Source organism: Cupriavidus sp. YAF13, assembly GCF_052113425.1.
Taxonomy (GTDB): Bacteria; Pseudomonadota; Gammaproteobacteria; order Burkholderiales; family Burkholderiaceae; genus Cupriavidus.
The window spans coordinates 1-25,358 of sequence record NZ_JBFRDD010000023.1; the positions used below are offsets into that span (position 1 = coordinate 1).

Consider the following 25,358-nt stretch of genomic DNA (forward strand, 5'->3'; position numbering starts at 1 on the left):
CCCGCCTGCCTGCAGCGCCTACGCGAGCGCCTAAAGTCGCTGCCCAATGTGAAACGACCCGGTCGCTCATGCGACCGGGTCGTCAAGTCCCGCCCTTCACGCTATGCCGTTCGCTTCCTCAATAGGGACCTTAACTGAACGGCATTACACCCGAAGGTGCCCTTTTTTGCTGCCTTTAAATCTATCCGCGGCTGGCCCGTCAGGCCTGCGCGCCGAAGTTCGGGTCGTCGCGGTCGATGTCGCCCGGCTTTTTCTCGCCCTTGACCAGGTCCTCGCGCTTGACGCCCAGCCACATGGCCAGCGCCGCGGCGACGAACACCGAGGAGTAGATGCCGAACAAGATGCCGACGGTCAGCGCCAGCGCGAAGTAGTGCAGGGTGGGGCCGCCGAAGAAGAACATCGACAGCACCATCATTTCGGTCGAGCCGTGGGTGATGATGGTCCGCGAGATGGTGCTGGTGATCGCGTTGTCGATGATCTCGTGCGTGGTCATCTTGCGGTACTTGCGGAAGTTCTCGCGAATCCGGTCGAAAATCACCACCGATTCATTCACCGAGTAACCCAGCACCGCCAGGATCGCCGCCAGCACCGACAGCGAGAATTCCCACTGGAAGAAGGCGAAGAAGCCCAGGATGATCACCACGTCGTGCAGGTTGGCGATGATGCCGGCCACTGCGAACTTCCACTCGAAGCGGAACGACAGGTAGATCACGATGCCGGCCACCACGCACAGCAGCGCCAGCAGCCCGTCGGTGGCCAGTTCCTTGCCCACCTGCGGGCCGACGAACTCGACACGCTGGAGCTTGACGTCAGGCGCGGCTGTCTGCAGCGCCGTCATGACCTGCTCGCTCTGCTGGGCCGAGGTGGCGGGCTTGCCGTCCGGGCCCTTTTGCAGGGGCAGGCGGATCATCACGTCGCGCGAGGTGCCGAAGTTCTGCACCTGCACGTCGGTGTAGCCAAGCTTGCTAACCTGGCCGCGGATGCGCTCCAGGTCGGCCGTCTGCTGGTAGTTGACCTCCATCACCGTGCCGCCGGTGAACTCGATCGACAGGTGCAGGCCCTTGTGTGCCAGGAAGAATACGGCGGCGGCAAACGTCAGGAAGGAAATCACGTTGAAGATCAACGCGTGCTTCATGAACGGAATATCGCGCCGGATGCGGAAGAATTCCATGTTGAATCCTGTTTTGTACGGCAGCGCCTGCTGCCGTTCTATGCTGGTTGGATGTCCATGCGCGTTCTGTGCGCGCGGACATCCATGATGCTTACTTGGCGACGGTGCCCTGGCTGTCCGAGCCCGGCTTCCAGATCTGGCCGATCGCCACGCTTTGCAGCTTCTTCTTGCGGCCGTACCAGAGGTTCACCAGGCCGCGGTTGAAGAACACCGCCGAGAACATCGAGGTCATGATGCCCAGGCAGTGCACCACGGCAAAGCCGCGCACCGGGCCGGAGCCGAAGGCCAGCAGCGCCAGGCCCGCGATCAGGGTGGTCACGTTGGAGTCCAGGATGGTGGCCCAGGCGCGGTCGAAGCCGACGGCGATCGCCATCTGCGGCGAAGCGCCCGCGCGCAGTTCCTCGCGGATCCGCTCGTTGATCAGCACGTTGGCGTCAATGGCCATGCCGAGCACCAGCGCGATAGCGGCGATGCCGGGCAGCGTCAGCGTAGCCTGCAGCATCGAGAGCACCGCCACCAGCAGCAGCAGGTTGATGGCCAGCGCAGCCACCGAGAACACGCCGAACAGCATGTAGTACAGCATCATGAAGACGGCGATGGCGCCAAAGCCGTATGCCACCGAGTCAAAGCCCTTCTTGATGTTGTCCGCGCCCAGCGACGGGCCGATGGTGCGTTCTTCGATGATTTCCATCGGCGCGGCCAGCGAGCCGGCGCGCAGCAGCAGGGCCAGGTCGTTGGCGGCTTCGGTGGAGTACGAACCGGTGATCTGGAAGCTGGAGCCCAGTTCGGACTGGATCGTTGCCACCGTCAGCACTTCGCCCTTGCCCTTCTCGAACAGCACGATGCCCATCGGCTTGCCGATGTTCTCGCGCGAGACGTCGCGCAGCACGCGGCCACCCTGGGCGTCGAGCTTGATGTTGACCGAGGCGCGCTGGTTCTGGTCGAAGCCTGCCGAAGCGCTTTCGATGCGGTCGCCGGTGAAGATCACCTGCTTCTTGAGCACCACCGGGGCGCCGTTGCCTTGCGTGAACAGCTCGCTGCCGAAGGGGATCGGGTCGCCCGGGCGCGGATTGCGCGGCGCGTCGGGGTCGGCCAGGCGGGCTTCCAGCGTGGCGGTGCGGCCGATGATGTCCTTGGCCTTTGCGGTGTCCTGCACGCCAGGCAACTGCACCACGATGCGGTCGGCGCCTTGTTGCTGGATCACCGGCTCGGCCACGCCGAGCTCGTTGACCCGGTTGTGCAGGGTGGTGATGTTCTGCTTGACCGCCGCATCCTGCACCGCCTTGCGGGCCGCATCGGTGAACACGCCGGAGATGTTGTTGCCATCCGGGGTGAACGCCAGCTCGCGCAGGTTGTCGGCCAGGATGCCGCGCGCCTTGCTGGCGTCGTCGGCATTGTTGAAGCGCACCGTCAGGCGGTCGCCGTCGCGGTCGATGCCGCCATGGCGGATGCCCTTGTCGCGCAGCAGGGTGCGGGCGTCGCCGGCCAGGCTGTCGAGCTTCTTGTCGACCGCGCCCTTCATGTCCACCTGCAGCAGGAAGTGCACGCCACCGCGCAAGTCCAGCCCCAGGTACATCGGCAGCGCGTGCATGGCGGTGAGCCAGCGCGGCGAGCCCGACAGCAGGTTCAGCGCGACCACGTAGGTGGCGTCATTGGGGTCGGGGTTGAGCGCGCGGGTCAGCACGTCCTTGGCCTTGAGCTGCTCGTCGGGCGTCTTGAAGCGCGCCTTGACCGAGCCGGACTGGCCGTTCAGGTCGAAGAACATGCCGTCGGGCTGCAGGTTGTTCTGCGCCAGCACCTGCTCGATCTGCTTTTGCATGGCCAGGTCGACCTTGACCGTGGCCTTGGCGGAGGAGACCTGCACGGCAGGCGCCTCGCCGAAGAAGTTCGGCAGCGTATAGGTGATGCCGATGGCCAGAGCCACCAGGATCACGAGGTATTTCCAAAGCGGATAACGATTCATCTTTGGCCAGTCGTTCTTCGGTTGGTGGCGCCGACGAGACCGTCAGCGGGCAGTTGGCACCACCGCACCGGTTGGCAAACAGCCGCCTGGCATCCACGGATAACCCGTGCTGGATCAGGCGGCTGCAGGGGCACGCGCGCTAAAGGCGTGCCGGGAAGGGCGAAAAAGCAGGCAGGCGGTGCGGGAGAGGCTGGGCGGCGCCTGAGTCAAGCAACGCCACGCCCGCGGCCGCGGTGCTCAGAGCGACTTCAGCGAGCCCTTGGGCAGCACCGTGGTAACCGCGCTCTTTTGCACCGTGATTTCAGTGCCCGCGGCGATTTCGATGGTCACGTATTGTTCGTTGACCTTGGTGACACGGCCGAGAATACCGCCGGCGGTCACGACTTCGTCGTTCTTGGCCAGGGCTTCCAGCATTGCCTTCGATTCCTTCTGGCGCTTCATCTGCGGGCGGATCATGATGAACCACAGCACCGCGAACATCAGGATAATAGGCAGGAAACTCATCAGGCCACCCGCCGCGCCGCCGGTGGCACCGGCAGTCTGGGCAAATGCGTTAGAAATCAGCACGTTGCTTCTCCGTCACAAAGTCAATCAGTTAGTCGATCATTCTACCACCCGCTTGCAACCGCATTCCATGCCCGATCCGGGCATTTACGGTGTAGTACGGGTTTGTTCGGGGCGCCTTGCGAGCCGCTTGGCAGCTGCAGGCACCGCTATTCGACCGGGGCCGTGCGGAAAGTTCACGCCGGGGCGGGTGTGGCCGACTGCGCCCCGCGCGCGCGATCGGCGGCGAACCGAAGGCGGAAGGCCTCGAAGCGGTGTTCCTCGATGGCTTCGCGCATCTCGCTCATCAGTTCCAGGTAGTAATGCAGGTTATGGATGGTGTTAAGGCGCGCGCCCAGAATCTCGCCAACCCGGTGCAGGTGGTGCAGGTAGGAGCGCGAGAAGTTGCGGCAGGTATAGCAGCCGCAGGACTCGTCCAGCGGGCGGGTGTCGTTGCGGTGGACGGCATTCTTGATCTTGACGTCGCCAAAGCGCGTGAACAGCCAGCCGTTGCGGGCATTGCGGGTCGGCATCACGCAGTCGAACATGTCCACGCCCGACGCCACGCCGGCCACCAGGTCTTCGGGTGTGCCCACGCCCATCAGGTAGTGCGGCTTGTGCGCGGGCAGGCGCGGGCCCACGTGCTCCAGCACGCGCATCATGTCCTCCTTGGGCTCGCCGACCGACAGGCCGCCGATGGCGTAGCCGTGGAAGTCCAGCTCCGACAGGCCGGCCAGCGACTCGTCGCGCAGGTCCTCGAACATGCCGCCCTGGACGATGCCGAACAGCGCGTTGGGGTTGCCCAGGCTGTTGAACTCGTCGATCGAGCGCTTGGCCCAGCGCAGGCTCATGCGCATGGAAGCGGCCGCTTCCGCGTGGGTGGCGGGGCGGCCATCGATTTCGTACGGCGTGCACTCGTCGAACTGCATCACGATGTCGGAGTTCAGCGTGCGCTGGATCTGCATCGAGATCTCGGGCGACAGGAACAGCTTGTCGCCGTTGACCGGCGAGGCAAAGGTCACGCCATCCTCGGTGATCTTGCGCAGCGCGCCCAGCGAAAACACCTGGAAACCGCCTGAGTCGGTCAGGATCGGCTTGTCCCAGCCCATGAAGCGGTGCAGGCCACCGTGCTTTTCCACCACGTCCAGCCCGGGGCGCAGCCACAGGTGGAAGGTATTGCCGAGGATGATCTGGGCGTTGATTTCACCGAGCTCGAGTGGCGACATCGCCTTGACCGAGCCGTAGGTGCCGACCGGCATGAAGATCGGGGTCTCGACCACGCCGTGGTTGAGGGTGACGCGGCCGCGGCGGGCGTTGCCGTCGGTGGTGAGCAGTTCGAAGTTGAGCATGGCGGGATTCGGGATTCAGGTTCGGGCTGGCGCGGCGCGCTCAGGGCTGGGGCTGGCGCGTCAGCAGCATGGCGTCGCCGTAGCTGAAGAAACGGTAGCGCTCGGCCACCGCATGGCGGTAGGCGGCGCGGATGGGCTCCACCCCGGCCAGCGCCGACACCAGCATCAGCAAGGTCGATTTGGGCAGGTGGAAATTGGTGATCAGCGCATCGACCACGCGGAAGCGGTAGCCGGGCGTGATGAAGATCTCGGTGTCGCCGCGGCCGGCAGCCAGCGTGCCATCGGTGGCGCCGGCGGACTCCAGCGCGCGCAGGGACGTGGTGCCGACCGCGATCACCCGGCCTCCGGCAGTGCGCGTGTCGAGCACGGCCTGGGCCAGCGCATCCGACACCTCGTACCACTCGGCGTGCATCTTGTGCTCGGCCAGGTTCTCGGTGCGCACCGGCTGGAAGGTGCCGGCGCCCACGTGCAGGGTCAGGAAGCCTCGGCGCACGCCCAGCGCGTCAAGCCGGGCGAACAGGGCCTCGTCGAAATGCAGGCCGGCGGTGGGCGCGGCCACCGCGCCGGGGGCGCGGGCGTAGACCGTCTGGTAGCGGGTTTCGTCGAAGGCGTCCGGATCGTGGGTGATGTACGGCGGCAGCGGCAGGCGGCCGTGGCGCTCGATCAGGTCCAGTGCCGGCTCGGGGAAGGTGAGCGTGAAGAACTGGTCCACGCGCGGGCCCACAGTGACGTCGAAGGCATCCGCCAGGCGCAGCAGGCTGCCCGCGGGCGGCGTCTTGGACGCGCGCACCTGGGCCAGCACGGTGTGGCTGTCCAGCACCCGCTCGACCAGCACCTCGACCTTGCCGCCGCTGCCCTTTTGTCCGAAGAAGCGCGCCTTGATGACGCGGGTGTCATTGAACACCAGTAAATCGTTGGGACGCAGGTAGTCGACGATGTCGGTAAATGCGCGGTCTGTGAGGCGGGTGGTGCCTTCCCCCGCGTCCGTTTCCACCACCAGCAGACGGCTCGCGCCGCGCTCCGGCAAGGCGGTCTGGGCGATCAGTTCGGGCGGGAGGGCAAAGTCAAAATCGGACAGCGTCAGCATCATGGGGGCAAAAACGGCCGCAGACCGCGCGGTGGCGCGGCCGGCATAGGTACAATCGGCGAATCCGATATTGTAAGGCTTGGGGCGGCTGCGCCGCCCGGGCGCGCGCGATATCGCCTATTTGCGCCAACCAGCGCGTGCCACCAGGCGCGCGCGCCGACCCGAATCGCCAGCCACGCCCCAGATGCCAGGAACCGCTCCCGACCGAACCCCGGAAACCAACGACAGCCCGCCCGCGGCGCGCGCCGGGGACAAGCCGGGCCGCGCGGGCAAGGCGGCGGCCAAGGGCGCTGCCGCCGGCAAACCGTCCTCGGCCATGGCCCGGCTGCATAAGCTCGGGCTCAAGCGCGATGTCGACCTGGTGCTGCACTTGCCGATGCGCTACGAGGACGAGACCACGCTGCTGCCGATCGCCGATGCCATCGGGCGCGCGGGCATGGGGCTGACGGTGCAGGTCGAGGGCGTGGTCACCTCCAACGAGGTCAGCCTGCGCCCGCGCCGCCAGATGGTGGTCAAGATCGCCGACGATACCGGCGAGCTGACGCTGCGTTTCATTAATTTCTACGGCAGCCAGACCCAGCTGATGGCCGAAGGGGCCTGCCTGCGGGTGCGCGGCGAGCTGCGCGGCGGCTTCTTTGGCGCGGAGATGGTCCATCCCACGGTGCGCTCGGTGACGCCCGGCGAGGCGCTGCCCGAGCGGCTGACCCCGGTCTACCCGAGCACCGCCGGCATCCCGCAGAGCTACCTGCGCAAGGCCATCGGCGGCGCGCTGTCACGCACGCCGCTGCCCGAGACCCTGCCGGCGCCCGTGCTGCAAGGCCCGCTAGCCCAGCTCAAGCTGCAAGCCTTGCCCGAGTGCCTGCGCCTGCTGCACACACCGCCCCAGGATGTGGACGAGCACGCGCTGATCGAGCGCTCGCACCCGGCCTGGCAACGTATCAAGCTCGATGAGCTGCTGGCGCAGCAGCTCTCCCTCAAGCGCTCCCAGGCGGCGCGGCGCGACAAGAGCGCGCCGCCCATGCCGCGCCGCGCGGGCGGCCTGCTGACCGCCTTCCTGGCCGCGCTGCCGTTCAAGCTGACCGGCGCGCAGCAGCGCGTGGTGGAAGAGATTGCCGGGGACATGGGCGCGCCCCACCCGATGCACCGCCTGCTGCAGGGCGACGTCGGCAGCGGCAAGACCATCGTGGCGGCGCTGGCCGCTTGCCAGGCCATCGATGCCGGCTACCAGGCCGCGCTGATGGCACCCACCGAAATCCTGGCCGAGCAGCATTACCGCAAGCTCTCCGCCTGGCTGGAGCCGCTGGGCGTGCCGGTGGTGTGGCTGGCCGGCAGCCTGAAGACGCGCGCCAAGCGCGAGGCCGCGGCCAAGGTCGAGTCCGGCGAGGCCAAGCTGGCCATCGGCACCCACGCGCTGATCCAGGACAGCGTCAAGTTTGCCCGCCTGGGCTTGTCCGTGGTCGATGAGCAGCATCGCTTCGGCGTGGCCCAGCGGCTGGCGCTGCGCGGCAAGGCGGACCCCGATGCCGCCGCCGCGCCGGGTAAGGCTGGCAAGGTTGCGCAAACCGTGCCGCACCAGTTGATGATGTCGGCCACGCCGATCCCGCGCACGCTGGCCATGACCTACTACGCCGACCTCGACGTCTCGGTGATCGACGAATTGCCGCCCGGGCGCACTCCGGTGGTGACCCGGCTGGTCAACGACGCGCGCCGCGACGAGGTCATCGAGCGCGTGCACCACGCCGCCGCCGATGGCCGGCAGGTCTACTGGGTCTGCCCGCTGATCGAAGAGAGCGAGGCGCTGCAACTGCAGACCGCGGTGGAAACCTATGAAACCCTGGTCGCCGCCTTGCCCGAGCTCAAGGTGGGACTGGTGCACGGGCGCCTGCCGCCGGCGGAGAAGGCCGCGGTGATGGAAGACTTCACGGCCAACCGGCTGCAGGTGCTGGTAGCCACCACCGTGATCGAGGTGGGAGTGGATGTGCCCAACGCCTCGCTGATGGTGATCGAGCATGCCGAGCGTTTTGGCCTGGCGCAGTTGCACCAGTTGCGCGGCCGGGTAGGGCGGGGCAGTGCGGAATCGGTCTGCCTGCTGATGTACCAGGCACCGCTGTCGCCCACCGGGCGCGAGCGCCTGGCGACCATGCGCGAGACCACCGACGGCTTCGAGATCGCCCGGCGCGACCTGCAGATACGCGGTCCCGGCGAATTCCTCGGCGCGCGCCAGTCCGGCGAGGCCATGCTGCGTTTCGCCGACCTGAACACCGACGCCTGGCTGGTCGATTATGCCCAGGAGGCCGCCGAGCTGATGCTGGCGCGTTTCCCGGAGGCGGTAGAGGCGCACCTGCTGCGCTGGCTGGGTGGCAGGGAGCATTACCTGAAGGCCTGATGTGATGGCGGGGACTCACTCGGCCCAGGCGGCCAGGTATCGCCTGCGCCGCTTTGCTTGTCATCTCTGACAGAACATCGAATCGAAGGTAAAATCTATCGCTTAACGAAAATTGATAAGTCATGACGCTCACCGAACTCAAGTACATCGTCGCCGTAGCGCGCGAGCGCCATTTCGGCCGGGCGGCCGAAGCCTGCTTCGTGTCGCAGCCGACGCTGTCGGTGGCGATCAAGAAGCTGGAAGACGAACTCAATGTGCAGATCTTCGAGCGCGGCACCTCCGAGGTCTCGGTGACGCCGATCGGCGAGCAGATCGTGGCGCAGGCCCAGCGCGTGCTGGAGCAGACCATGGCCATCCGCGAGATCGCCAAGCAAGGCAAGGACCCGCTGGCCGGGCCGTTGCGGCTTGGCGTGATCTACACCATCGGGCCCTATCTGCTGCCCACGCTGGTCAAGGAAATGATCCAGACCGTGCCGCAGATGCCGCTGATGCTGCAGGAGAACTACACGGTCAAGCTGATCGAGCTGCTCAAGCAAGGCGAGATCGATTGCGCCATCATGGCCGAGCCCTTTGCCGATTCCGGGCTGACCGTGCAGCCGCTGTATGACGAGCCCTTCGTGGTGGCGGTGCCGCGCGGCCACCATCTGGAGCATGCCGGGAAGGTGGATCCCGATGAACTCAAGCAGCAGACCATGCTGCTGCTGGGCAGCGGGCATTGCTTCCGCGACCAGGTGCTGGGCGTGTGCCCGGAGCTGTCGCGCTTCTCGCAGGCGGCCGACGGCATCCAGAAGACCTTCGAAGGCTCCTCGCTGGAAACCATCCGCCATATGGTGGCAAGTGGCGTGGGCATCACGGTGTTGCCGCGGACTTCAGTGCCGGACCTGAAGCCCAACAAGAACGACCTGCTGGCCTACGTGCCTTTCACCGATCCCGTGCCCGACCGGCGCGTGGTGCTGGCCTGGCGCAAGAGCTTCACCCGCCTGCCGGCCATGGAAGCGTTGCGCCGCGCGGTGGCTGCCTGCGACTTGCCCGGCGTCAGCATGCTGGCCGCCAAGGAACTGGCTGAAGCCGCCTGAGCGCGCCCTGCCTGCCGGCGCTCAACGCCGGCGGCACACTTTCCCCGCCTTGTTTTTTCTCCCCCCTCGATTTTTCTGACTTCACTGTGTCTTTGCCCTACGCCATGCTGGCGCGCAGGCATGGCATAGGCCTGCTCTATTTCATAGTTAGAAATAATTGAATTTGAGATTCAATAGCCATCCCGTAGACTTCCTGCATCGACGCATTGCGCGCTGTAACCGACAAGGAGTCGCACATGAAAGGCGAAACCCCCAGCTTGACCGCCGCCGGCGAGCTCCTGAGCGCACTGGCCGGCCGCATGGCCGACTGCCTGGCCTGCTACGCCACGGTGTACTGATATTTCCCAGCGGCTCTGCCGCATCCCGACCCAGCCAGATTCCCCCGTTCCAACCCAAGAAAAATGAGGCCAAGATGAGCAAGGACAAGGACACTCTCACCACCGCCGCAGGCGCGCCGGTAGCCGACAACCAGAATTCGCAGACTGCCGGCCCGCACGGCCCGATGCTGCTGCAGGACGTGTGGTTCCTGGAGAAGCTCGCTCACTTCGACCGTGAAGTCATCCCCGAGCGGCGCGTGCACGCCAAGGGCTCGGGCGCTCACGGCAAGTTCACGGTCACCCATGACATCTCGCGTTTCACCAAGGCCTCGATCTTTGCCCGCGTTGGCAAAGAGACGCCGATGTTCATGCGCTTCTCCACGGTGGCGGGCGAGCGTGGCGCGGCCGACGCAGAGCGCGACGTGCGCGGCTTCTCGGTCAAGTTCTATACCGATGAAGGCAACTGGGACGTGGTGGGCAACAACACGCCGGTGTTCTTCGTGCGCGACCCGCTGAAATTCCCGGATTTCATCCACACGCAGAAACGCAATCCGCGCACCAACCTGCGCGATCCGATCGCCGTGTGGGATTTCTGGTCGCGCCATCCGGAATCGCTGCACCAGGTCACCATCCTGATGAGCGACCGTGGCCTGCCGCAGAACTATCGCCAGATCCATGGTTTCGGCTCGCATACCTTCTCGTTCATCAATGCGGCCAACGAGCGGTTCTGGGTGAAGTTCCACTTCAAGTCGCAGCAAGGCATCGCCAACTGGACCAACGAGGAAGCGGCCAAGGTGGTGGCGGGCGACCGCGAAAGCGCGCAGCGCGACCTGTTCGAGAACATCGAGCGCGGCAACTTCCCGCGCTGGAACGTGCGCGTGCAGGTCATGCCCGAAGCCGATGCGGCCAAGTACCACATCAACCCGTTCGACCTCACCAAGGTGTGGCCGCACAAGGACTATCCGCTGGTCGACGTGGGCGTGCTGGAGCTCAACCGTAACCCGGACAACTACTTTGCCGAGGTGGAGCAGGTCGCGATGAACCCGTCCAACATCGTGCCGGGCATCGGCTTCTCGCCCGACAAGATGCTGCAGGGCCGGTTGTTCTCATATGGCGACACGCAGCGCTATCGCTTGGGCGTGAACCACAACCAGATCCCGGTGAACGCGCCCAAGTGCCCGTTCCACAATACCTTCCACCGCGACGGCGCGATGCGCGTGGACGGCAACCAGGGCGGCAAGCTCAACTACGAGCCGAACCGCGAAGGCGCCTACGCCGCCAGCGAGCGCGCCATCGAGCCGCCCCTGGCCCTGGATGGCGCGGCCGACCGCTTCGACCACCGTGTCGACAGCGATTACTACAGCCAGCCTGGCGCACTGTTCCGCCTGTTCGACGAGGCCCAGCGCCAGCGTCTGTACGCGAACATTGCGGCGGCCATGCAGGGCGTGCCGGAAAACATCGTGCGGGTGCAACTGGAGCACTTCACCAAGGCCGATCCGGCTTATGGCGAGGGCGTCAAGCGCGCGCTCAACCTGAAGTAATGCGCAAGCAATGAAATAGGGCAGTGCGGGTGGCCCCGGCCCGGGGCCACCTTGAAAGCCCGGCAAGGAGAACCATCATGGCCATGTTCAGACTGTTCGTCAGCGAGTTTCAGCAATTGCAGCACGTCGCCCACGACCGTCCCCGCCGCGCGGACGCGGCGCGCCTGCAGCGCAAGCTGTGGCGCACGGAGATCGGGCTGGCGGCGACCGCGCTGGGCGCGGTCGCGATGTTCCTGGACGCGGCCAAGGGTTTGTCTGCCTTTACCGGGTGATGCCATAATGTGCGGGTTGTGCCGCGACCCGTGGCGCGGCAGTTGTCAGAGCCACCCCAGACTGGAGCGTACCTATCATGGCAAAGAAGAATGAGATGAGCGTGAACATCGGCATTTCCGACAAAGAACGCAAGAAGATCGCGGAAGGCCTGTCCAAGTTGCTGGCGGATACCTACACGCTCTATCTCAAGACCCATAACTTCCACTGGAACGTCACGGGTCCGATGTTCAACACCTTGCACCTGATGTTCGAGACGCAATACACCGAGCTGGCGCTCGCCGTGGACTCGATCGCCGAGCGTATCCGTGCGCTGGGCTACCCGGCGCCGGGCACTTACAAGGAATACGCCCGCTTGTCGTCGATCCCGGAGGAAGAGGGCGTGCCCGAAGCCACCGAGATGATCCGCAAGCTGGTCGAAGGCCAGGAAGCCGTGGTGCGCACCGCGCGCTCGCTGTTCCCGGCCATCGACGCCGCAGGTGACGAACCCTCCGCCGACCTGCTGACCCAGCGCATGCAGACGCACGAAAAAACCGCGTGGATGCTGCGCTCGATGCTGGCCTGATGCCCTGAATCGACACCACCGTCGGCCTTCGTGTGCTGCCGGCCATGCGCGCCGCGCCCTGACCGGGTCGCGGCGCGTTTTTCGTTGAATGCCATTGCCTTGCCCGGCCCCGTGCCGCGGGCCCCTCGCCATGTTTGAACGCTTAGCCCTGTACGCGCGCCTGGTGCGCCTCGACAAGCCCATCGGCACGCTGCTGCTGCTGTGGCCCACGCTGTGGGCACTGTGGATGGCCTCGGGCGGCCGGCCGGTGTGGAGCCTGTTCTGGATCTTCGTCATCGGCACCTTGCTGATGCGCTCTGCCGGCTGCGCCATGAACGACTGGGCCGACCGCGACTTCGACAAACACGTCAAGCGCACCAAGGAGCGGCCGCTGACCGCGGGCAAGATTGCCGCGTGGGAGGCGGTGGCGGTGGCGGTGGTGCTGGCGCTGGCGGCCTTCGCGCTGATCACGCCGCTCAATGGGTTTACCAAGTGGCTGGCGGTGGTCGCGGCCGTGCTTGCCGCCACCTATCCGTTCTTCAAGCGGTTCTTTGCCATCCCGCAGGCCTACCTTGGCATTGCTTTCGGCTTTGGCATCCCGATGACGTTTGCCGCGGTGCAGGACCATGTGCCGGTGGTGGCGTGGGTGATGCTGCTGGCCAATGTGTTCTGGGCGGTGGCCTACGATACCGCCTATGCCATGGTGGACCGCGACGATGACTTGCTGCTCGGCATGAAGACTTCGGCCATCACGTTCGGGCGCTTTGATGTCGCCGCCATCATGATCTGCTATGCGGTGTTCCTGGGGCTGATGGCCTGGGCCGGTGCGCAGTTCGGGCTGGGCTGGCCGTACTGGATCGGACTGGCGGCGGCGGCGGGATGCGCGGTGTATCACTACACGTTGCTCCGCGAGCGGGATCGTATGAAGTGCTTTGCCGTGTTCCGGCACAACAACTGGCTGGGCGCTTGTGTGTTTGCCGGGGTGGCGGCGGCCTACGCGTTGCGCTGAGGCTGCGCTCAAGCGTCCTGACGGTTTGCGTCCTTTCCCGCGCGGCGGGAAAGGACGTACCCAACTCAGTCCTTGCCAAACTCCGCGCCCATTTCCGTCGCGCGTTCTGCCGCGGCGTGCATGGCCTTGACGAAGGCTTCGCCGATGCCGGCGGCCTGCATGGCGGTGAGCGCGGCGTAGGTGGTGCCGCCCTTTGAGGTCACGCGCTCGCGCAGCAGGCTGACCGGCTCTTCCGACTGTGCCGCCAGGGCCGCGGCGCCGCGGAAGGTTTCCACTGCCAGCGCGCGCCCTTGCGGGGCGCTCAGGCCGAGCTCCACGGCCGCTTTCTCCATGGCTTCGATGAAGTAGAAGACGTAGGCCGGGCCGCTGCCGGAGATGGCGGTGACTGCGTCGATCTGTGCGTCGCCTTCCACCCACTCGCACTTGCCCACGGCTTCGGCCAGCGCGCTGGCGATGTCGCGGTCTTGCTGCGCCAGCCCGGCTACGGCTGCCAGGCCGGTCATGCCCATGCCGGCCAGCGCCGGAGTATTGGGCATGGCGCGCACCAGGCGGGTGCGCCCGCCGAACCAGCGCTGCATGTCTGCCAGGCGGATGCCGGCGGCCACGCTCACGATCAGGCTGTCGCCCAGGTGCGGCAGCAGCGATGCCGCCGCTTCGCGGAACTGCTGCGGCTTGACCGCCAGCACAAGCACATCGCTCTTGCCAAAGGCGGCGTCGGGTGCGCCTGCCGCATGCACCCCGAGGTCGCGCCGCAGGCGCGCCTGCGCTTCATCGAACGGATCGACCACGCGGATCGAGGTGGCTGGCACGCCCCGGGCGATCAGGCCGCCGATCAGGGCGGTGGCCATATTGCCGCCGCCGAGGAAACCAAAGGTGAGAGTCTTGAGCATATCGGTCTCTTGCTGGAAATCGTCTGGGAAGAAGGGGGCCGGCGTTCAGGCCGGCCTGGCCTGTGTCGCCTCGGGGGCCGTGGCATAGTCGCGCGCGCCGAAAATGGCGGTGCCGATGCGCACCACGGTAGCACCCTCGGCAATGGCGGCCTCCATGTCGGCGGACATGCCCATCGAGAGCGTGTCCACATCCAGCCCGGCAGCGCGCAAGGTGTCGGCCAGGGTGCGCAGCGCGGCAAATGGCCGGCGCTGGGCCGCCAACTCGCTCTGCGGTTCCGGAATGGCCATCAGGCCACGCAGCCGCAGCCCGGGCAGCGCCGCCACGGCGCGTGCCAGCGCGGGCACTTCGTCCGGCGCGACACCGCTCTTGCTGGCTTCGCCGCTGATATTGACCTGCAGGCAGACCTGCAACGGCGGCATGCCGGCGGGCCGCTGCGCCGACAGCCGCTCGGCGATGCGCAGGCGGTCGATGGCATGGACCCAGTCGAACTGCTCGGCCACGGCACGCGTCTTGTTGCTTTGCAGGGGGCCGATGAAGTGCCAGCTTATCTGGTCGCGCAAATCGCCAAGCTGCGCAATCTTGTCCACGCCTTCCTGTACGTAGTTCTCGCCAAAGGCGCGCTGGCCGGCGTCGAACGCAGCCTGCACCGCGGCGGCGGGGAAGGTCTTCGAAACCGCCAGAAGCGTGACTTCACCGGCCGGCCGCCCGGCCTGTTGTGCGGCTGCCGCGACGCGCCGGTTGACGGCTTGCAAGTTGGCGGCGATTACAGACATAATCCGGCGAACATATCAAGAAGTACAACAATAAGTACGACAAAAAGGGTGGGGTCATTATAGATGGACATCGCGCAGCTATTAGCTTTCGCCGTCAAGAACAAGGCGTCCGATCTCCATCTCTCGGCAGACATGCCGCCGATGGTGCGTATCCACGGCGATATGCGCCGCATCAATGTGGCCGCGATGGGCCACAAGGATGTCCACGCCATGGTGTACGACATCATGAGCGACACCCAGCGCAAGCAATATGAGGAACGGCTGGAAATCGATTTTTCTTTCGAGATCGCCAGCCTCTCGCGTTTCCGGGTCAATGCCTACAACACGCAGCGTGGCGCCGCCGCCGTGTTCCGGACCATTCCTTCCAAGGTACTGACGCTGGAAGACCTGCGCGCGCCGGCGGTATTCGCGGACCTGTGCATGAAGCCGCGCGGCCTGGTGCTGGTGACCGGCCCGACCGGCTCGGGCAAGTCCACCACGCTGGCGGCGATGGTGGACCACCGCAACGATCACGACATGGGCCACATCCTCACGGTGGAGGACCCGATCGAGTTCGTGCACACGTCCAAGAAGAGCCTGATCAACCAGCGCGAGCTGGGGCCGCACACGCATTCCTTCGCCAATGCGCTGCGCTCCGCGCTGCGCGAGGATCCCGACGTGGTGCTGGTGGGCGAACTGCGCGACCTGGAAACCATCCGCCTGGCGCTGACCGCAGCCGAAACCGGCCACCTGGTGTTCGCCACGCTGCACACGAGCTCGGCGGCCAAGACCATCGACCGGGTTGTCGACGTGTTCCCGCCCGAAGAAAAAGACATGGTGCGCACCATGTTGTCGGAATCGCTGGAAGCGGTGATTTCGCAAACGCTGCTCAAGACGCGCGACGGCAACGGCCGTACGGCGGCGCACGAGATCATGATCGCCACGCCGGCGATCCGCCACCTGATCCGCGAGAACAAGATCGCGCAGATGTACTCGATGATGCAGACCAGCAGCGGCCTTGGCATGCAGACGCTGGACCAGTGCCTGTCGGACCTGATCAAGCGCGGCATCATCAACTACAACGATGCCCGCGCCATTGCCAAGAACCCCGACTCATTCACGGGCTGAGGCGAGTCCGCCGCATCCGAACCAGGACACCGCCATGCTCGATCGCGAATCCGCCGCCAAGTACATCAACGACCTGCTCGAGCTGATGGTGGGCAACCGCGGCTCGGACCTGTTCATCACCGCGGATTTTCCGCCGGCCATCAAGGTCGACGGCAAGATCACGCCAGTCTCGCAGCAGCCGCTCAACCCCACCCAGGCGCTCGGCCTGGTGCGCTCCATCATGAACGAGCGGCAGGCGGGCGAGTTCGACGGCAGCCGCGAGTGCAACTTCGCCATCTCCGTGCCCAACGCCGGGCGCTTCCGCGTCTCCGCGTTCATCCAGCAGGGCAAGGCGGGCATGGTGGTGCGTACCATCAATACGCGCATTCCTTCGGTGGAAGACCTCGACCTGCCGCTAGCGCTGCATGACATCGTGATGTCAAAGCGCGGATTGGTGATCGTCACCGGCGCCACCGGCTCGGGCAAGTCGACCTCGCTCGCGGCCATGCTCGATCATCGCAATGCGCATTCGTACGGGCACATCATCACCATCGAGGACCCGATCGAATACGTGCACGCGCACCAGAACTGCATCGTCACGCAGCGCGAAGTCGGCATCGATACCGACTCCTGGCACGTGGCATTGAAGAACACGCTGCGCCAGGCGCCCGACGTGATCCTGATCGGCGAAATCCGCGATCGGGAAACCATGGAATACGCGATGCAGTACGCGGAGACGGGACACCTGTGCCTGGCCACGCTGCACGCCAACAATGCCAATCAGGCCATCGACCGCGTGGTCAACTTCTTCCCCGAGGAAAAGCGCCAGCAGCTGCTGATCGACCTGTCGCTCAACCTGAAGGCGATGGTGTCGCAGCGCCTGTTGCCGCGCAAGGGGCAGAAGGGCCGGGTGCCGGCAGTGGAGATCATGCTCGGCACGCCGCTGGTGGCCGACCTGATCTTCAAGGGCGAGATCCATGCGCTCAAGGAAGTCATCAAGAAATCGCGCGAGCAGGGCATGGTGTCGTTTGACCAGGCGCTCTTCGATCTCTACGAGGCCGGCAAGATCACCTACGAAGACGCGCTGCGCAATGCCGACTCGCTCAACGACCTGCGCTTGATGATCAAGCTGCACGGTACCATGGACCGCGAGACCGACCTGGGCGCTGGCACCGAACACCTGAATGTGATCTGAGCACCTGCGGCAGCGTCGCCAAGTACACTGTCCGGTGGTGGGCGCACATCGCCGTCCACCGCCGTGTCACCCGAGGATTCCGTCATGAGCAATGTCTACCAGTTCGAAGCCAGCTCCCTGGCCGGCCTGCCGGTGCCGCTGTCGCAATTCAGCGGCAAGGTGCTGCTGATCGTGAACACGGCCAGCGAGTGCGGCTTTACGCCGCAATATGCCGGCCTGCAGGCGCTGCAGGACCAGTACGCGGCCAGCGGCCTTGAAGTGCTGGGTTTTCCCTGCAACCAGTTCGGCAAGCAGGAGCCGGGCGACGCCGCGCAGATCGGCCAGTTTTGCGAGTCGCGTTTCCACGTCACCTTCCCGATGTTCGGCAAGATCGACGTCAAGGGCGATAACGCGCATCCGCTGTATCGCTGGCTGACCTCGGAGAAGCCGGGCGTGCTTGGCCTGGAAGCGATCAAGTGGAACTTCACCAAGTTCCTGCTGCGCCGCAACGGGACGGTGTTCAAGCGCTACGCGCCCACCACCAAGCCCGAGGATATCAAGCGCGACATCGAGACGCTGCTGGCCGAGCCGGCGTAGGACGCGTCCCGAATCAGCCGATCACCCGATCACCCGGCTAGCCGCTGGTGTGCTGCACTGCACGCAGGAAGCCGTTGAGCGAGCGGTCGGGTGTTTCGTGGAAGCGCTCTTCCAGCATGACGATGCCGCGGCAGCGGTCCAGGCGGAAGCTGCGATAGTCGGTACGCGTGGTGCACCAGGCGGCCAGCAGCCAGCTGTTGCCCCAGAAGAACAGGCCCAGCGGCTGCACGATGCGGTCGGTGGCGCGCTGTTGCGCGTCGGTGTAGTCCAGGCGCAGCAGGCGTTGCGCGCTCATGGCGCTGTGCACTACGTCAAAGGCATCGCGCACCTGCGGCAGGTTGACGAATTCGGGGGCGAACACGCGGCTTTGCTGCGCCGCATGACGCCGCGCGGGCGGCAGCGCCGCCACCAGTTTCTCCAGCGCGGGATCGGCAGCGGCGGCCAGCGCACCGCCGCCCCAGGCCTTGAGCAGCCGCAGCCCGGCTACCAGCGCTTCGACTTCGATCGCGGTGAACATCAGCGGAGGGACGTCATAGTCGGCCCGCAACCGGTAGCCGATGCCCGCTTCGCCCTCGACCGGCACGCCCGACAGCGACAGCGCCTGGATATCCCGGTACACCGTGCGCTCGGACACCCCGAGCCGCTGCGCCAGCAGCGCCGCCGTGGTGAGGCGGCGCCCGCGCAGTACCTGGACGATCTGGAAAAGGCGGTCGGCGCGGCGGCTCATCGAAGCTTCATCTTGGTTCTATGCGGGTATTGGTAACACGATCGCGGTAGCCGACTATCCTACCAGCGGCTGGTGCAGGCCGATGCGATTGCCTTCGCTGTCGATGATATGCGCGATATGGCCGATATCGCCAGGCAACTGCAGCGGGCCGAACACGGTCTTGCCGCCGGCGGCGGCGACACGCGCCAGCAGCGCCGTGAGCTGCTGCGTGTGCAGGTAAGGCAGGCAGCCGTCGGCCGAAGGGCGGAAGCCCTCCCCGGCTACCAGTGCGCCGCCAGGCTCATGGTTGGCAAAGACGGCCATGTCGATCTGCGCCATGGTTTCGCGCTTGAGGGTGGTTTCGAAGGCCTGCTCGTAGAACCGGATGGCACGGGTCATGTCCGCGACAGGAATTTCAAGCCAGTTGATCAGTCCGCTCATGATGGTTTCTCTCAGGGGTGATGGAGAGACGGATCATGCGCGGGGGCTCCTGACAACGTCCTGTCAGCAGGGATCAGCGCGGCATCCATGCCGCCAGCATCGGCACCATCACTGCGGTCAGCACGCCGTTCAGGCCCATGCCGAGCGCGGCGAAGGCGCCGGCCTCCTGGTTGACCTGGAAGGCGCGCGCGGTGCCGATGCCGTGCGCTGCCACGCCGGTGGCGAAGCCGCGCACGGTGTAGTCGGCAATGCGCAGCAGGTTCAGCAGCTTGGTGGCGCTGACTGCGCCGATGATGCCGGTGGCCATCACCAGCACGGCGGTCAGCGAGGGCAGGCCGCCGATCTTCTCGGCCACGCCCATGGCGATCGGGATGGTGACCGACTTGGGCGCTAGCGAGCGCATGGTCTCGGGCGAAGCGCCCAGCAGCCAGGCGATGCCCACGGCCGATACCACCGCCACCAGCGATCCCGCCAGCAGCCCGCCCAGCAGCGGGAACACGTGCTTGCGCAACTTGGGCAGCTGCATGTAGAGCGGCACCGCCAGCGCGACGGTAGCGGGCCCGAGCAGGAAGTGGACGAACTGCGCGCCATCGAAATAGGTCTTGTACGGCGTGCCGGTCACCGTCAGCAGCGTGACCAGGATCGCGACCGCAATCATCACGGGATTGGCTAGCGGCGAGAAGCGCGCGCGCTCATAGACGCGGAACGCGAAGACATAGGCCAGCAAGGTGGCGGTCAGGCCGAGCAGCGGGCTGGCCGCCAGATAGACCCAGATCTCGTTCAGGCGCGGCGTCATGCTTGTTCTCCCGAACCGGCTTGCGCGCCGGCATCCTCGGGTGGGCGGGGCTTGCCCATCAGCGCGCCCGCCACCAGCGCGGTGGTGGCGATCGCCAGCCAGGTGGACACCACCAGCGCCACCACGATCGGCAGCCACTCGCCGCCGATGCGGTGCGCATGCACCATGATGCCGACGCCCGCCGGCACGAACAACAGCGACAAGTGCTTGAGCAGCTCGGACGTGGTCCCCTGGATCACCGGCAGCAGCCGGTCGTCGAACGTGAGCCAGCCGAACAGCAGGATCATGCCGATCACCGGCCCGGGCACGGGCAGGCTCAGGGAATAACTGAGCGCTTCCCCGACGGATTGGAAAACCAGCAGGATGGCGAAGGTCTGGAGCATGCGGGTGCGGGGCGAAAAGAGGCAAGGGTGAATGCCACTGCATGGTAACCCGGCACTACACGTCCAGCCTACCCCAGCATGCGGTCCACCAGCTCGATCCAGTGCATCACCGGCGTGCCGGTGCCGCTTTGCAGGTGCGTGATGCAGCCGATATTCGCCGAGACGATGGCCTCGGGCTTCGAGGCCTGCAGGTTGGCGAGCTTCTCGTCGCGCAGCCGATAGGACAAATCGGGCTGCAGCACCGAGTACGTGCCTGCGGAGCCACAGCACAGGTGGCTGTCGGCACAGAGCTTGACGTCCACGCCCAGGCCCGTCAGCAGGGCTTCCACCTTGCCGCGGATCTGCTGGCCGTGCTGCAGCGTGCAGGGCGGATGATAGGCCACGCGCCGGCCGCTGGTGCCGCTGGTGCCGTCGCTGCCTTTGCTGCTTCGTGCCTCGGAGGCCGCGTCTTGCAGGGCGTCGGCGAAGTTCGGCAGCAGCTCCGACAGATCCTTGGTCAGCGCCGAGATCTGGCGCGCGCGATCCGCATAGCGGGCATCGTTGCGCAGCAGGTGGCCGTATTCCTTGACCATCACGCCGCAGCCCGACGCCGTCATCACGATGGCCTCCGCGCCGGCTTGCACCGCCGGCCACCAGGCATCGATATTGCGCCGCATATTGTCGAGGCCGCCGTCGTGGTCGCCGGTGTGATAGCGCACGGCGCCGCAACAGCCGGCCTCGCGCGCCACCACCAGCTGCACGCCAAGGCGGTCGAACACGCGTGCCGTGGCGGCATTGATGTTGGGCGACATCGAGGGCTGCACGCACCCGTCGAGCAACAACATCTTGCGCGCATGCGTGGTGCGCGGCCATGCGCCGGCGTCGACCGCCTGCGGCACCTTGTTGCGCAGCGCCTGCGGCAACAGCGGACGCACGCGCTGGCCCACGCGCATGGCCGTGCCGAACAGCGCCGGGCGCGTCATGCTCTCGCGCAGCGCCCACCGCGCGAAACGCTCGCGCGCCGGGCGCTGGATGCCTTCGGCCGCAAGGCGGTCGTCCACCACCTTGCGGCCGATGTCGACCAGACGGCCATACTTCACGCCCGAAGGGCAGGTGGATTCGCAGTTGCGGCAGGTCAGGCAGCGGTCCAGGTGCAGGCGTGTGCTTTCCGTGACGGGCTGGCCCTCCAGCACCTGCTTCATCAGGTAGATGCGGCCACGCGGGCCGTCCAGCTCGTCGCCGAGCAACTGGTAGGTGGGGCAGGTCGCGGTACAGAAGCCGCAATGCACGCATTTGCCGACGATGGACTTGGCCTCTTCGCCGTCGGGCGTGTCGCGCAGGAATTCGGCCAGTGTGGTTTGCATGGTTCGGGGACTCTCCGGTGCCTTGGCTGGGGATCGATGCGGTGTGGCGCGGTGCGGCCCGTGGCTCAGAAGCCGGCGTACATGCGCTGCGGGTTGAAGATGCCGGCGGGGTCGAACGTCGCCTTGAGCCGCTGATGGATGGCAGCCACCGGCGCGGACAGCGGCGTGAACACGCCCACGGCCTTGTCGCCGTTGCGAAACAGCGTGGCATGGCCGCCGGCCGCCTTGGCCGCGGCGCGCACGATGGCACTGTCGGCCGCGCTGTCGCTGTCGCTGCCGCCCAGCCACCAGCGCTGGCCGCCGCCCCATTCGATCAGCTGCCCGCCGGGCAGCGCCAGCGGCGCGGCGGTGGTTGGCACGGCAATGCGCCACAGTGCCCGGCCAGCTTGCACCGGGGCAAAGAAGGCGTGGTTCTGCTCGCGCAGCGCGCGCCACAAGGCATCGGCTTGCGCGGCGTCCACGGCTTCGCCGCCAAGCCGCTCGCGCGCGGCGCGCAGCGCGGCCGCCGCGCCCGACAGGCGCAGGTGCAGCACGCCGTCGTGCCAGGCCGAGGCCGCAATCGGCAGGGGCTGGCCGCCCCAGTCGTTGAGGCGATCGAGCGCCGCGGCCTCGTCCAGCGCAAAGCGCAGCGTGGCATCGTCGAAGGGCATCGGCAGCACCTTGAGCGAGACTTCCAGGATCAGCCCAAGCGTGCCGAGCGATCCGGACATCAGCCGCGAGACGTCATAGCCGGCCACGTTCTTCATGACCTGGCCGCCGAAGCTCAGGACGTCGCCACGGCCATCCATCACGCGCGTGCCCAGCACAAAGTCACGCAACGCGCCCACCGCTTGCCGGCGCGGGCCGGATAGGCCGGCGGCCACCGCGCCGCCGATCGTGGCCACGTCACTGGCAGTGGCGCCGGTGCTGAAGTGCGGCGGCTCGAACGCCAGCATCTGGCGACGCTCGGCCAGCGCCGCCTCGATCTCGACCAGCGGCGTGCCACAGCGCGCGGTGATCACCAGCTCGGGCGGGTCGTAGTCGACGATGCCGCTGTAGGCGCGCGTGTCGAGCAGTGCCCCATGCGTGTGCTGGCCGTAGAAATCCTTGCTGCCGCCGCCGCGCAGGCGCAGCGGCGCGCGCGTGTCGGTGGCATGCCGGATGGCATCGCGAAAGGCGGTGAGGGTGGCTTGCTGATCGACTGGCATGGCTGGCATGGTGGCTGGCGGGTGTCGGCTTGAACTCAGTCAGGCGGAAGGAGTGGGACGGCGAGGTGGCGCCCCGGCGCTTGCGCGGGAACCTGCCGGCTCGCGTTCGCTCTCGTCCTGGTAAGGCGGCAGCTCGTTGCCGCAATGCTTGCAGTAGCCGGCATCGGAGTCGTGGCCTTCCGTCAGGCAATGGTTGCAGGTGCGCGTGGTCAGCGGCCGCTTCATGATGCTGGCGGCCAGCTCGGCGCCCACGATGCCGGTGGGGAAGGCGATGATGCCGTAGCCCAGCAGGATGGTCAGCGAGGTGATGAACTGGCCCAGCGGCGTCTTGGGCACCATGTCGCCGAAGCCGGTGGTGGTCAGCGTCACCACCGCCCAGTACATGCTCACGGGGATGCTGGTAAAGCCGTGCTGCGGGCCTTCCACCACGTACATCACGGTGCCGAGGATCACGGTGATGATGAACACCGTGCCAAGGAAGACGAAGATCTTGCGCCGGCTGTTGGCCAGCGCGCGGTACAGGATCTGCGCTTCCTCGAAATACACCGTCAGCTTGAGGATCCGGAACACGCGCAGCAGCCGCAGCAGGCGCACGTCGATCAGGAACGCCAGCTCGGGCACGAAGAAGGCGAGCCACGTAGGGATGATCGACAGGAAATCGACCACGCCGAAGAAGCTGAACACATAGCGCAAGGGGCGGCGCACCACCACGATGCGCATCAGGTATTCGGCGGTGAACAACAGCGTGAACAGCCACTCCAGCACCGTGAACACGCGGCCCAGCCGCAGGCTTACCGCCGGCAGGCTGTCGAACATCACAATCAGCACGCTGGCCACGATGGCCAGCAGCAGGGTGATGTCGAACAGCTGCCCGTTACGCGTGCCGGCCTCGAAGATGATGGTGTACCAGCGCTCGCGCCAGCCGGATTCGGGCTTGCCGAGGCGCTGGCGGGTTTGCGCGCTGCTGCGGGTGCGTTGCGTGGCGTTTTGAGCGGCCATGTTCAGAATCGGGGCAGGTCAGGGTGTGGCAGCAGGCCGCGCTTCACATGCATGCGGCCGTACTCGGCGCAGCGCGCCAGCGTGGGGATGGCCTTGTCCGGGTTGAGCAGGCGCGCCGGGTCGAAGGCCGCCTTGACGCCAAAAAACAGCTCGCGCTCCTCCGCGGAGAACTGCACGCACATGGAATTGAGCTTCTCCACGCCCACGCCGTGCTCGCCGGTCACCGTGCCGCCCAGCTCCACGCAGCTCTCCAGGATGTCGGAGCCGAACAGCTCGGCGCGGTGCCATTCGTCCTGGTCCGCGCCATCGAACAGGATCAGCGGGTGCATATTGCCGTCGCCCGCATGGAACACGTTCATGCAGCGCAGCCCGTACTTGCGCTCCATCTCCTCGATGCGCTTGAGCAGCGTGCCGATATGCTTGCGCGGGATGGTGCCGTCCATGCAGTAGTAGTCCGGCGAGATGCGCCCGGCGGCGGGGAAGGCGTTCTTGCGCCCGCTCCAGAAGCGCAGCCGTTCGGCCTCGCTTTGCGACACCTGGATGCGGCTGGCGCCGGAAGCGCGCAGCACTTCACTCATGCGCTCCACCTCCTCGGCCACTTCTTCCGGCGTGCCGTCGGACTCGCACAGCAGGATGGCGGCGGCGTCCAGGTCATAGCCGGCGCGCACGAATTCCTCGACCGCGGCGGTGGCGGGCTTGTCCATCATCTCCAGCCCGGCCGGGATGATGCCGGCGCCGATCACATCGGCCACCGCGTTGCCACCCTTGGCCACGTCATCGAAGCTGGCCATGATCACTTGCGCCAGCTGCGGCTTGGGGATCAGCTTGACCGTCACCTCGGTGACTACCGCCAGCATCCCTTCGGAGCCGATCACGGCTGCCAGCAGGTCCAGCCCCGGCGCGTCGGGCGCTTCCGAGCCGAACTCCACCACTTCGCCCTCCATGGTGACGGCGCGCACGCGCAGCACGTTGTGCACGGTCAGGCCGTACTTCAGGCAATGCACGCCGCCCGAATTCTCGCTGACGTTGCCGCCGATGGTGCAGGCGATCTGCGAGGAAGGATCGGGGGCGTAATAGAGGTTGTACTGCGCGGCCGCCTCGGAGATGGCGAGATTGCGCACGCCGGGCTGGACCACCGCGGTGCGCGAGCGCACATCCACACTGACAATGCGCTTGAACTTGGCCAGCGACAGTACCAGGCCGGTGGCGATCGGCATGGCCCCGCCGGACAGGCTGGTGCCGGCGCCGCGCGGCACCACGGGCACCTGCAGCGAGTGGCACAGGCGCAGGATGGCGCAGACCTGGTCCTCGTTATCGGGCAGCGCCACGGCCATCGGCACCTGGCGGTAGGCCGCCAGGCCGTCGCACTCGTAGGGCACGGTGTCTTCGGGTTTCCACAACAACGCCGCATCGGGCAGGATTTTCGCCAGGCCGGCGAGCAACGCGCTGCGGCGTGCGTCGTCGGCGACCGGTGAGACTTCGTGCGGGGCGTTCATGGCAACTCCTGTTATGGCCGCCGGCGCCCGCCATGGCAGGGCGGACGCGGGTGGGGAGCAAGGACTATAGCGCAGCCAGGTGGCTGCGCAGCCTCGTGGCAACGTGAATTCCGCATGGTGGGCCGATCAAAATCGCTCATGACGGCATGGGCCCGGAACGTGCCATGCGGGCGGTGGCAGGGACGATCGTCGTGCGCTGGCCGGTACCAATCCAGCTTAGCACCGGCGTG

The 25,358-nt window shown here is 66.4% G+C and carries 24 protein-coding genes and 1 pseudogene; 10 read left to right on the forward strand and 15 right to left on the reverse strand.

Translation table 11 applies throughout. The features are described from left to right. Positions 1–138 (forward strand): annotated as a pseudogene (locus AB4061_RS19055) (IS4 family transposase); the annotation flags it as partial. 61 nt (positions 139–199) lie between these two features. Here AB4061_RS19055 and secF read toward each other — a convergent pair. From secF to queA, 5 genes are all read right to left on the reverse strand, one after another. Continuing rightward, positions 200–1,171, reverse strand: coding sequence for a protein translocase subunit SecF (secF, locus tag AB4061_RS19060; protein WP_441636486.1), 972 nt, complete (start codon positions 1,169–1,171; stop codon positions 200–202). Between the two features lie 91 nt (positions 1,172–1,262). Beyond that, a complete protein-coding gene (secD, locus tag AB4061_RS19065; protein WP_441636488.1) occupies positions 1,263–3,134 on the reverse strand; it encodes a protein translocase subunit SecD in 1,872 nt (623 codons plus the stop codon). A 237-nt stretch (positions 3,135–3,371) separates the two neighbouring features. After that, positions 3,372–3,701 carry a preprotein translocase subunit YajC gene (yajC, locus tag AB4061_RS19070; RefSeq protein ID WP_441636490.1) on the reverse strand — a complete coding sequence of 110 codons (330 nt, stop codon included), beginning with the start codon at positions 3,699–3,701 and terminating at the stop codon, positions 3,372–3,374. A gap of 173 nt (positions 3,702–3,874) precedes the next feature. Continuing rightward, positions 3,875–5,026, reverse strand: coding sequence for a tRNA guanosine(34) transglycosylase Tgt (tgt, locus tag AB4061_RS19075; protein WP_441636492.1), 1,152 nt, complete (start codon positions 5,024–5,026; stop codon positions 3,875–3,877). 40 nt (positions 5,027–5,066) lie between these two features. Continuing rightward, positions 5,067–6,113, reverse strand: a complete 1,047-nt coding sequence (gene queA, locus AB4061_RS19080; protein WP_441636654.1) for a tRNA preQ1(34) S-adenosylmethionine ribosyltransferase-isomerase QueA — start codon at positions 6,111–6,113, stop codon at positions 5,067–5,069. Positions 6,114–6,297: 184 nt separating this feature from the next. On the opposite strand from queA, the gene recG reads away from it, so the two are divergent. The 6 genes from recG (at position 6,298) to ubiA (ending at position 13,256) form a co-directional block, all read left to right on the forward strand. Further along, the gene (gene recG, locus AB4061_RS19085) at positions 6,298–8,499 is read left to right on the forward strand and encodes an ATP-dependent DNA helicase RecG (RefSeq protein ID WP_441636494.1); all 2,202 of its coding nucleotides are present in this window, start codon (positions 6,298–6,300) and stop codon (positions 8,497–8,499) included. 122 nt (positions 8,500–8,621) lie between these two features. After that, complete coding sequence (locus AB4061_RS19090; protein ID WP_043349480.1) at positions 8,622–9,575, forward strand: LysR substrate-binding domain-containing protein; 954 nt, start codon at positions 8,622–8,624, stop codon at positions 9,573–9,575. Between the two features lie 412 nt (positions 9,576–9,987). Then, complete coding sequence (locus AB4061_RS19095; RefSeq protein WP_441636496.1) at positions 9,988–11,433, forward strand: catalase; 1,446 nt, start codon at positions 9,988–9,990, stop codon at positions 11,431–11,433. 77 nt (positions 11,434–11,510) lie between these two features. Next, the gene (locus tag AB4061_RS19100; protein ID WP_441636498.1) at positions 11,511–11,705 is read left to right on the forward strand and encodes a hypothetical protein; all 195 of its coding nucleotides are present in this window, start codon (positions 11,511–11,513) and stop codon (positions 11,703–11,705) included. 77 nt (positions 11,706–11,782) lie between these two features. After that, a complete protein-coding gene (locus tag AB4061_RS19105; RefSeq protein ID WP_416049654.1) occupies positions 11,783–12,268 on the forward strand; it encodes a Dps family protein in 486 nt (161 codons plus the stop codon). 130 nt (positions 12,269–12,398) lie between these two features. Then, entirely contained in the window at positions 12,399–13,256 is an 858-nt protein-coding gene (ubiA, locus tag AB4061_RS19110) for a 4-hydroxybenzoate octaprenyltransferase (RefSeq protein ID WP_441636501.1), read from the forward strand. A 65-nt stretch (positions 13,257–13,321) separates the two neighbouring features. Here ubiA and proC read toward each other — a convergent pair whose 3' ends face one another. After that, a complete protein-coding gene (gene proC, locus AB4061_RS19115) occupies positions 13,322–14,146 on the reverse strand; it encodes a pyrroline-5-carboxylate reductase (RefSeq protein WP_441636503.1) in 825 nt (274 codons plus the stop codon). Positions 14,147–14,191: 45 nt separating this feature from the next. Then, the gene (locus AB4061_RS19120; RefSeq protein WP_441636505.1) at positions 14,192–14,920 is read right to left on the reverse strand and encodes a YggS family pyridoxal phosphate-dependent enzyme; all 729 of its coding nucleotides are present in this window, start codon (positions 14,918–14,920) and stop codon (positions 14,192–14,194) included. Between the two features lie 63 nt (positions 14,921–14,983). On the opposite strand from AB4061_RS19120, the gene AB4061_RS19125 reads away from it, so the two are divergent. From AB4061_RS19125 to AB4061_RS19135, 3 genes are all read left to right on the forward strand, one after another. Further along, entirely contained in the window at positions 14,984–16,027 is a 1,044-nt protein-coding gene (locus AB4061_RS19125; protein WP_150985964.1) for a type IV pilus twitching motility protein PilT, read from the forward strand. 34 nt (positions 16,028–16,061) lie between these two features. Next, positions 16,062–17,201 (forward strand): PilT/PilU family type 4a pilus ATPase, encoded by a 1,140-nt coding sequence (locus tag AB4061_RS19130; RefSeq protein ID WP_441636507.1) that lies wholly within the window; start codon positions 16,062–16,064, stop codon positions 17,199–17,201. Between the two features lie 84 nt (positions 17,202–17,285). Beyond that, positions 17,286–17,777 carry a glutathione peroxidase gene (locus tag AB4061_RS19135; RefSeq protein WP_309409221.1) on the forward strand — a complete coding sequence of 164 codons (492 nt, stop codon included), beginning with the start codon at positions 17,286–17,288 and terminating at the stop codon, positions 17,775–17,777. Between the two features lie 37 nt (positions 17,778–17,814). On the opposite strand, the gene AB4061_RS19140 is transcribed toward AB4061_RS19135, so the two are convergent. From AB4061_RS19140 to AB4061_RS19175, 8 genes are all read right to left on the reverse strand, one after another. Beyond that, complete coding sequence (locus AB4061_RS19140) at positions 17,815–18,504, reverse strand: helix-turn-helix transcriptional regulator (RefSeq protein ID WP_441636510.1); 690 nt, start codon at positions 18,502–18,504, stop codon at positions 17,815–17,817. A gap of 54 nt (positions 18,505–18,558) precedes the next feature. Then, positions 18,559–18,924, reverse strand: a complete 366-nt coding sequence (locus AB4061_RS19145; RefSeq protein WP_441636512.1) for a VOC family protein — start codon at positions 18,922–18,924, stop codon at positions 18,559–18,561. 73 nt (positions 18,925–18,997) lie between these two features. After that, the gene (locus AB4061_RS19150; protein WP_174422941.1) at positions 18,998–19,720 is read right to left on the reverse strand and encodes an LrgB family protein; all 723 of its coding nucleotides are present in this window, start codon (positions 19,718–19,720) and stop codon (positions 18,998–19,000) included. Continuing rightward, complete coding sequence (locus tag AB4061_RS19155; RefSeq protein ID WP_441636514.1) at positions 19,717–20,103, reverse strand: CidA/LrgA family protein; 387 nt, start codon at positions 20,101–20,103, stop codon at positions 19,717–19,719. The genes AB4061_RS19150 and AB4061_RS19155 overlap by 4 nt, the downstream gene beginning before the upstream one ends. Before the next feature lie 68 nt (positions 20,104–20,171). Beyond that, a complete protein-coding gene (gene glcF / locus AB4061_RS19160; RefSeq protein ID WP_441636516.1) occupies positions 20,172–21,446 on the reverse strand; it encodes a glycolate oxidase subunit GlcF in 1,275 nt (424 codons plus the stop codon). A gap of 65 nt (positions 21,447–21,511) precedes the next feature. Further along, the gene (gene glcE / locus AB4061_RS19165) at positions 21,512–22,633 is read right to left on the reverse strand and encodes a glycolate oxidase subunit GlcE (RefSeq protein WP_441636518.1); all 1,122 of its coding nucleotides are present in this window, start codon (positions 22,631–22,633) and stop codon (positions 21,512–21,514) included. A gap of 39 nt (positions 22,634–22,672) precedes the next feature. After that, the gene (locus AB4061_RS19170; protein ID WP_441636520.1) at positions 22,673–23,632 is read right to left on the reverse strand and encodes an ion transporter; all 960 of its coding nucleotides are present in this window, start codon (positions 23,630–23,632) and stop codon (positions 22,673–22,675) included. Between the two features lie 2 nt (positions 23,633–23,634). Further along, positions 23,635–25,128, reverse strand: coding sequence for an FAD-linked oxidase C-terminal domain-containing protein (locus AB4061_RS19175; protein WP_441636522.1), 1,494 nt, complete (start codon positions 25,126–25,128; stop codon positions 23,635–23,637). Positions 25,129–25,358 lie beyond the last annotated feature (230 nt).

Coding starts and splice junctions, on each gene's coding strand:
- AB4061_RS19130 (WP_441636507.1), top strand. CDS start 16,062: ATGCTCGATCGCGAATCCGCCGCCAAGTACATCAACGACCTGCTCGAG.
- AB4061_RS19095 (WP_441636496.1), top strand. CDS start 9,988: ATGAGCAAGGACAAGGACACTCTCACCACCGCCGCAGGCGCGCCGGTA.
- AB4061_RS19170 (WP_441636520.1), bottom strand. CDS start 23,632: ATGGCCGCTCAAAACGCCACGCAACGCACCCGCAGCAGCGCGCAAACC.
- AB4061_RS19120 (WP_441636505.1), bottom strand. CDS start 14,920: ATGTCTGTAATCGCCGCCAACTTGCAAGCCGTCAACCGGCGCGTCGCG.
- ubiA (WP_441636501.1), top strand. CDS start 12,399: ATGTTTGAACGCTTAGCCCTGTACGCGCGCCTGGTGCGCCTCGACAAG.
- AB4061_RS19155 (WP_441636514.1), bottom strand. CDS start 20,103: ATGCTCCAGACCTTCGCCATCCTGCTGGTTTTCCAATCCGTCGGGGAA.
- AB4061_RS19150 (WP_174422941.1), bottom strand. CDS start 19,720: ATGACGCCGCGCCTGAACGAGATCTGGGTCTATCTGGCGGCCAGCCCG.
- glcE (WP_441636518.1), bottom strand. CDS start 22,633: ATGCCAGTCGATCAGCAAGCCACCCTCACCGCCTTTCGCGATGCCATC.
- glcF (WP_441636516.1), bottom strand. CDS start 21,446: ATGCAAACCACACTGGCCGAATTCCTGCGCGACACGCCCGACGGCGAA.
- tgt (WP_441636492.1), bottom strand. CDS start 5,026: ATGCTCAACTTCGAACTGCTCACCACCGACGGCAACGCCCGCCGCGGC.
- secD (WP_441636488.1), bottom strand. CDS start 3,134: ATGAATCGTTATCCGCTTTGGAAATACCTCGTGATCCTGGTGGCTCTG.
- AB4061_RS19105 (WP_416049654.1), top strand. CDS start 11,783: ATGGCAAAGAAGAATGAGATGAGCGTGAACATCGGCATTTCCGACAAA.
- queA (WP_441636654.1), bottom strand. CDS start 6,113: ATGCTGACGCTGTCCGATTTTGACTTTGCCCTCCCGCCCGAACTGATC.
- secF (WP_441636486.1), bottom strand. CDS start 1,171: ATGGAATTCTTCCGCATCCGGCGCGATATTCCGTTCATGAAGCACGCG.
- AB4061_RS19145 (WP_441636512.1), bottom strand. CDS start 18,924: ATGAGCGGACTGATCAACTGGCTTGAAATTCCTGTCGCGGACATGACC.
- AB4061_RS19135 (WP_309409221.1), top strand. CDS start 17,286: ATGAGCAATGTCTACCAGTTCGAAGCCAGCTCCCTGGCCGGCCTGCCG.
- AB4061_RS19125 (WP_150985964.1), top strand. CDS start 14,984: ATGGACATCGCGCAGCTATTAGCTTTCGCCGTCAAGAACAAGGCGTCC.
- proC (WP_441636503.1), bottom strand. CDS start 14,146: ATGCTCAAGACTCTCACCTTTGGTTTCCTCGGCGGCGGCAATATGGCC.
- AB4061_RS19175 (WP_441636522.1), bottom strand. CDS start 25,128: ATGAACGCCCCGCACGAAGTCTCACCGGTCGCCGACGACGCACGCCGC.
- recG (WP_441636494.1), top strand. CDS start 6,298: ATGCCAGGAACCGCTCCCGACCGAACCCCGGAAACCAACGACAGCCCG.
- AB4061_RS19090 (WP_043349480.1), top strand. CDS start 8,622: ATGACGCTCACCGAACTCAAGTACATCGTCGCCGTAGCGCGCGAGCGC.
- AB4061_RS19140 (WP_441636510.1), bottom strand. CDS start 18,504: ATGAGCCGCCGCGCCGACCGCCTTTTCCAGATCGTCCAGGTACTGCGC.
- AB4061_RS19100 (WP_441636498.1), top strand. CDS start 11,511: ATGGCCATGTTCAGACTGTTCGTCAGCGAGTTTCAGCAATTGCAGCAC.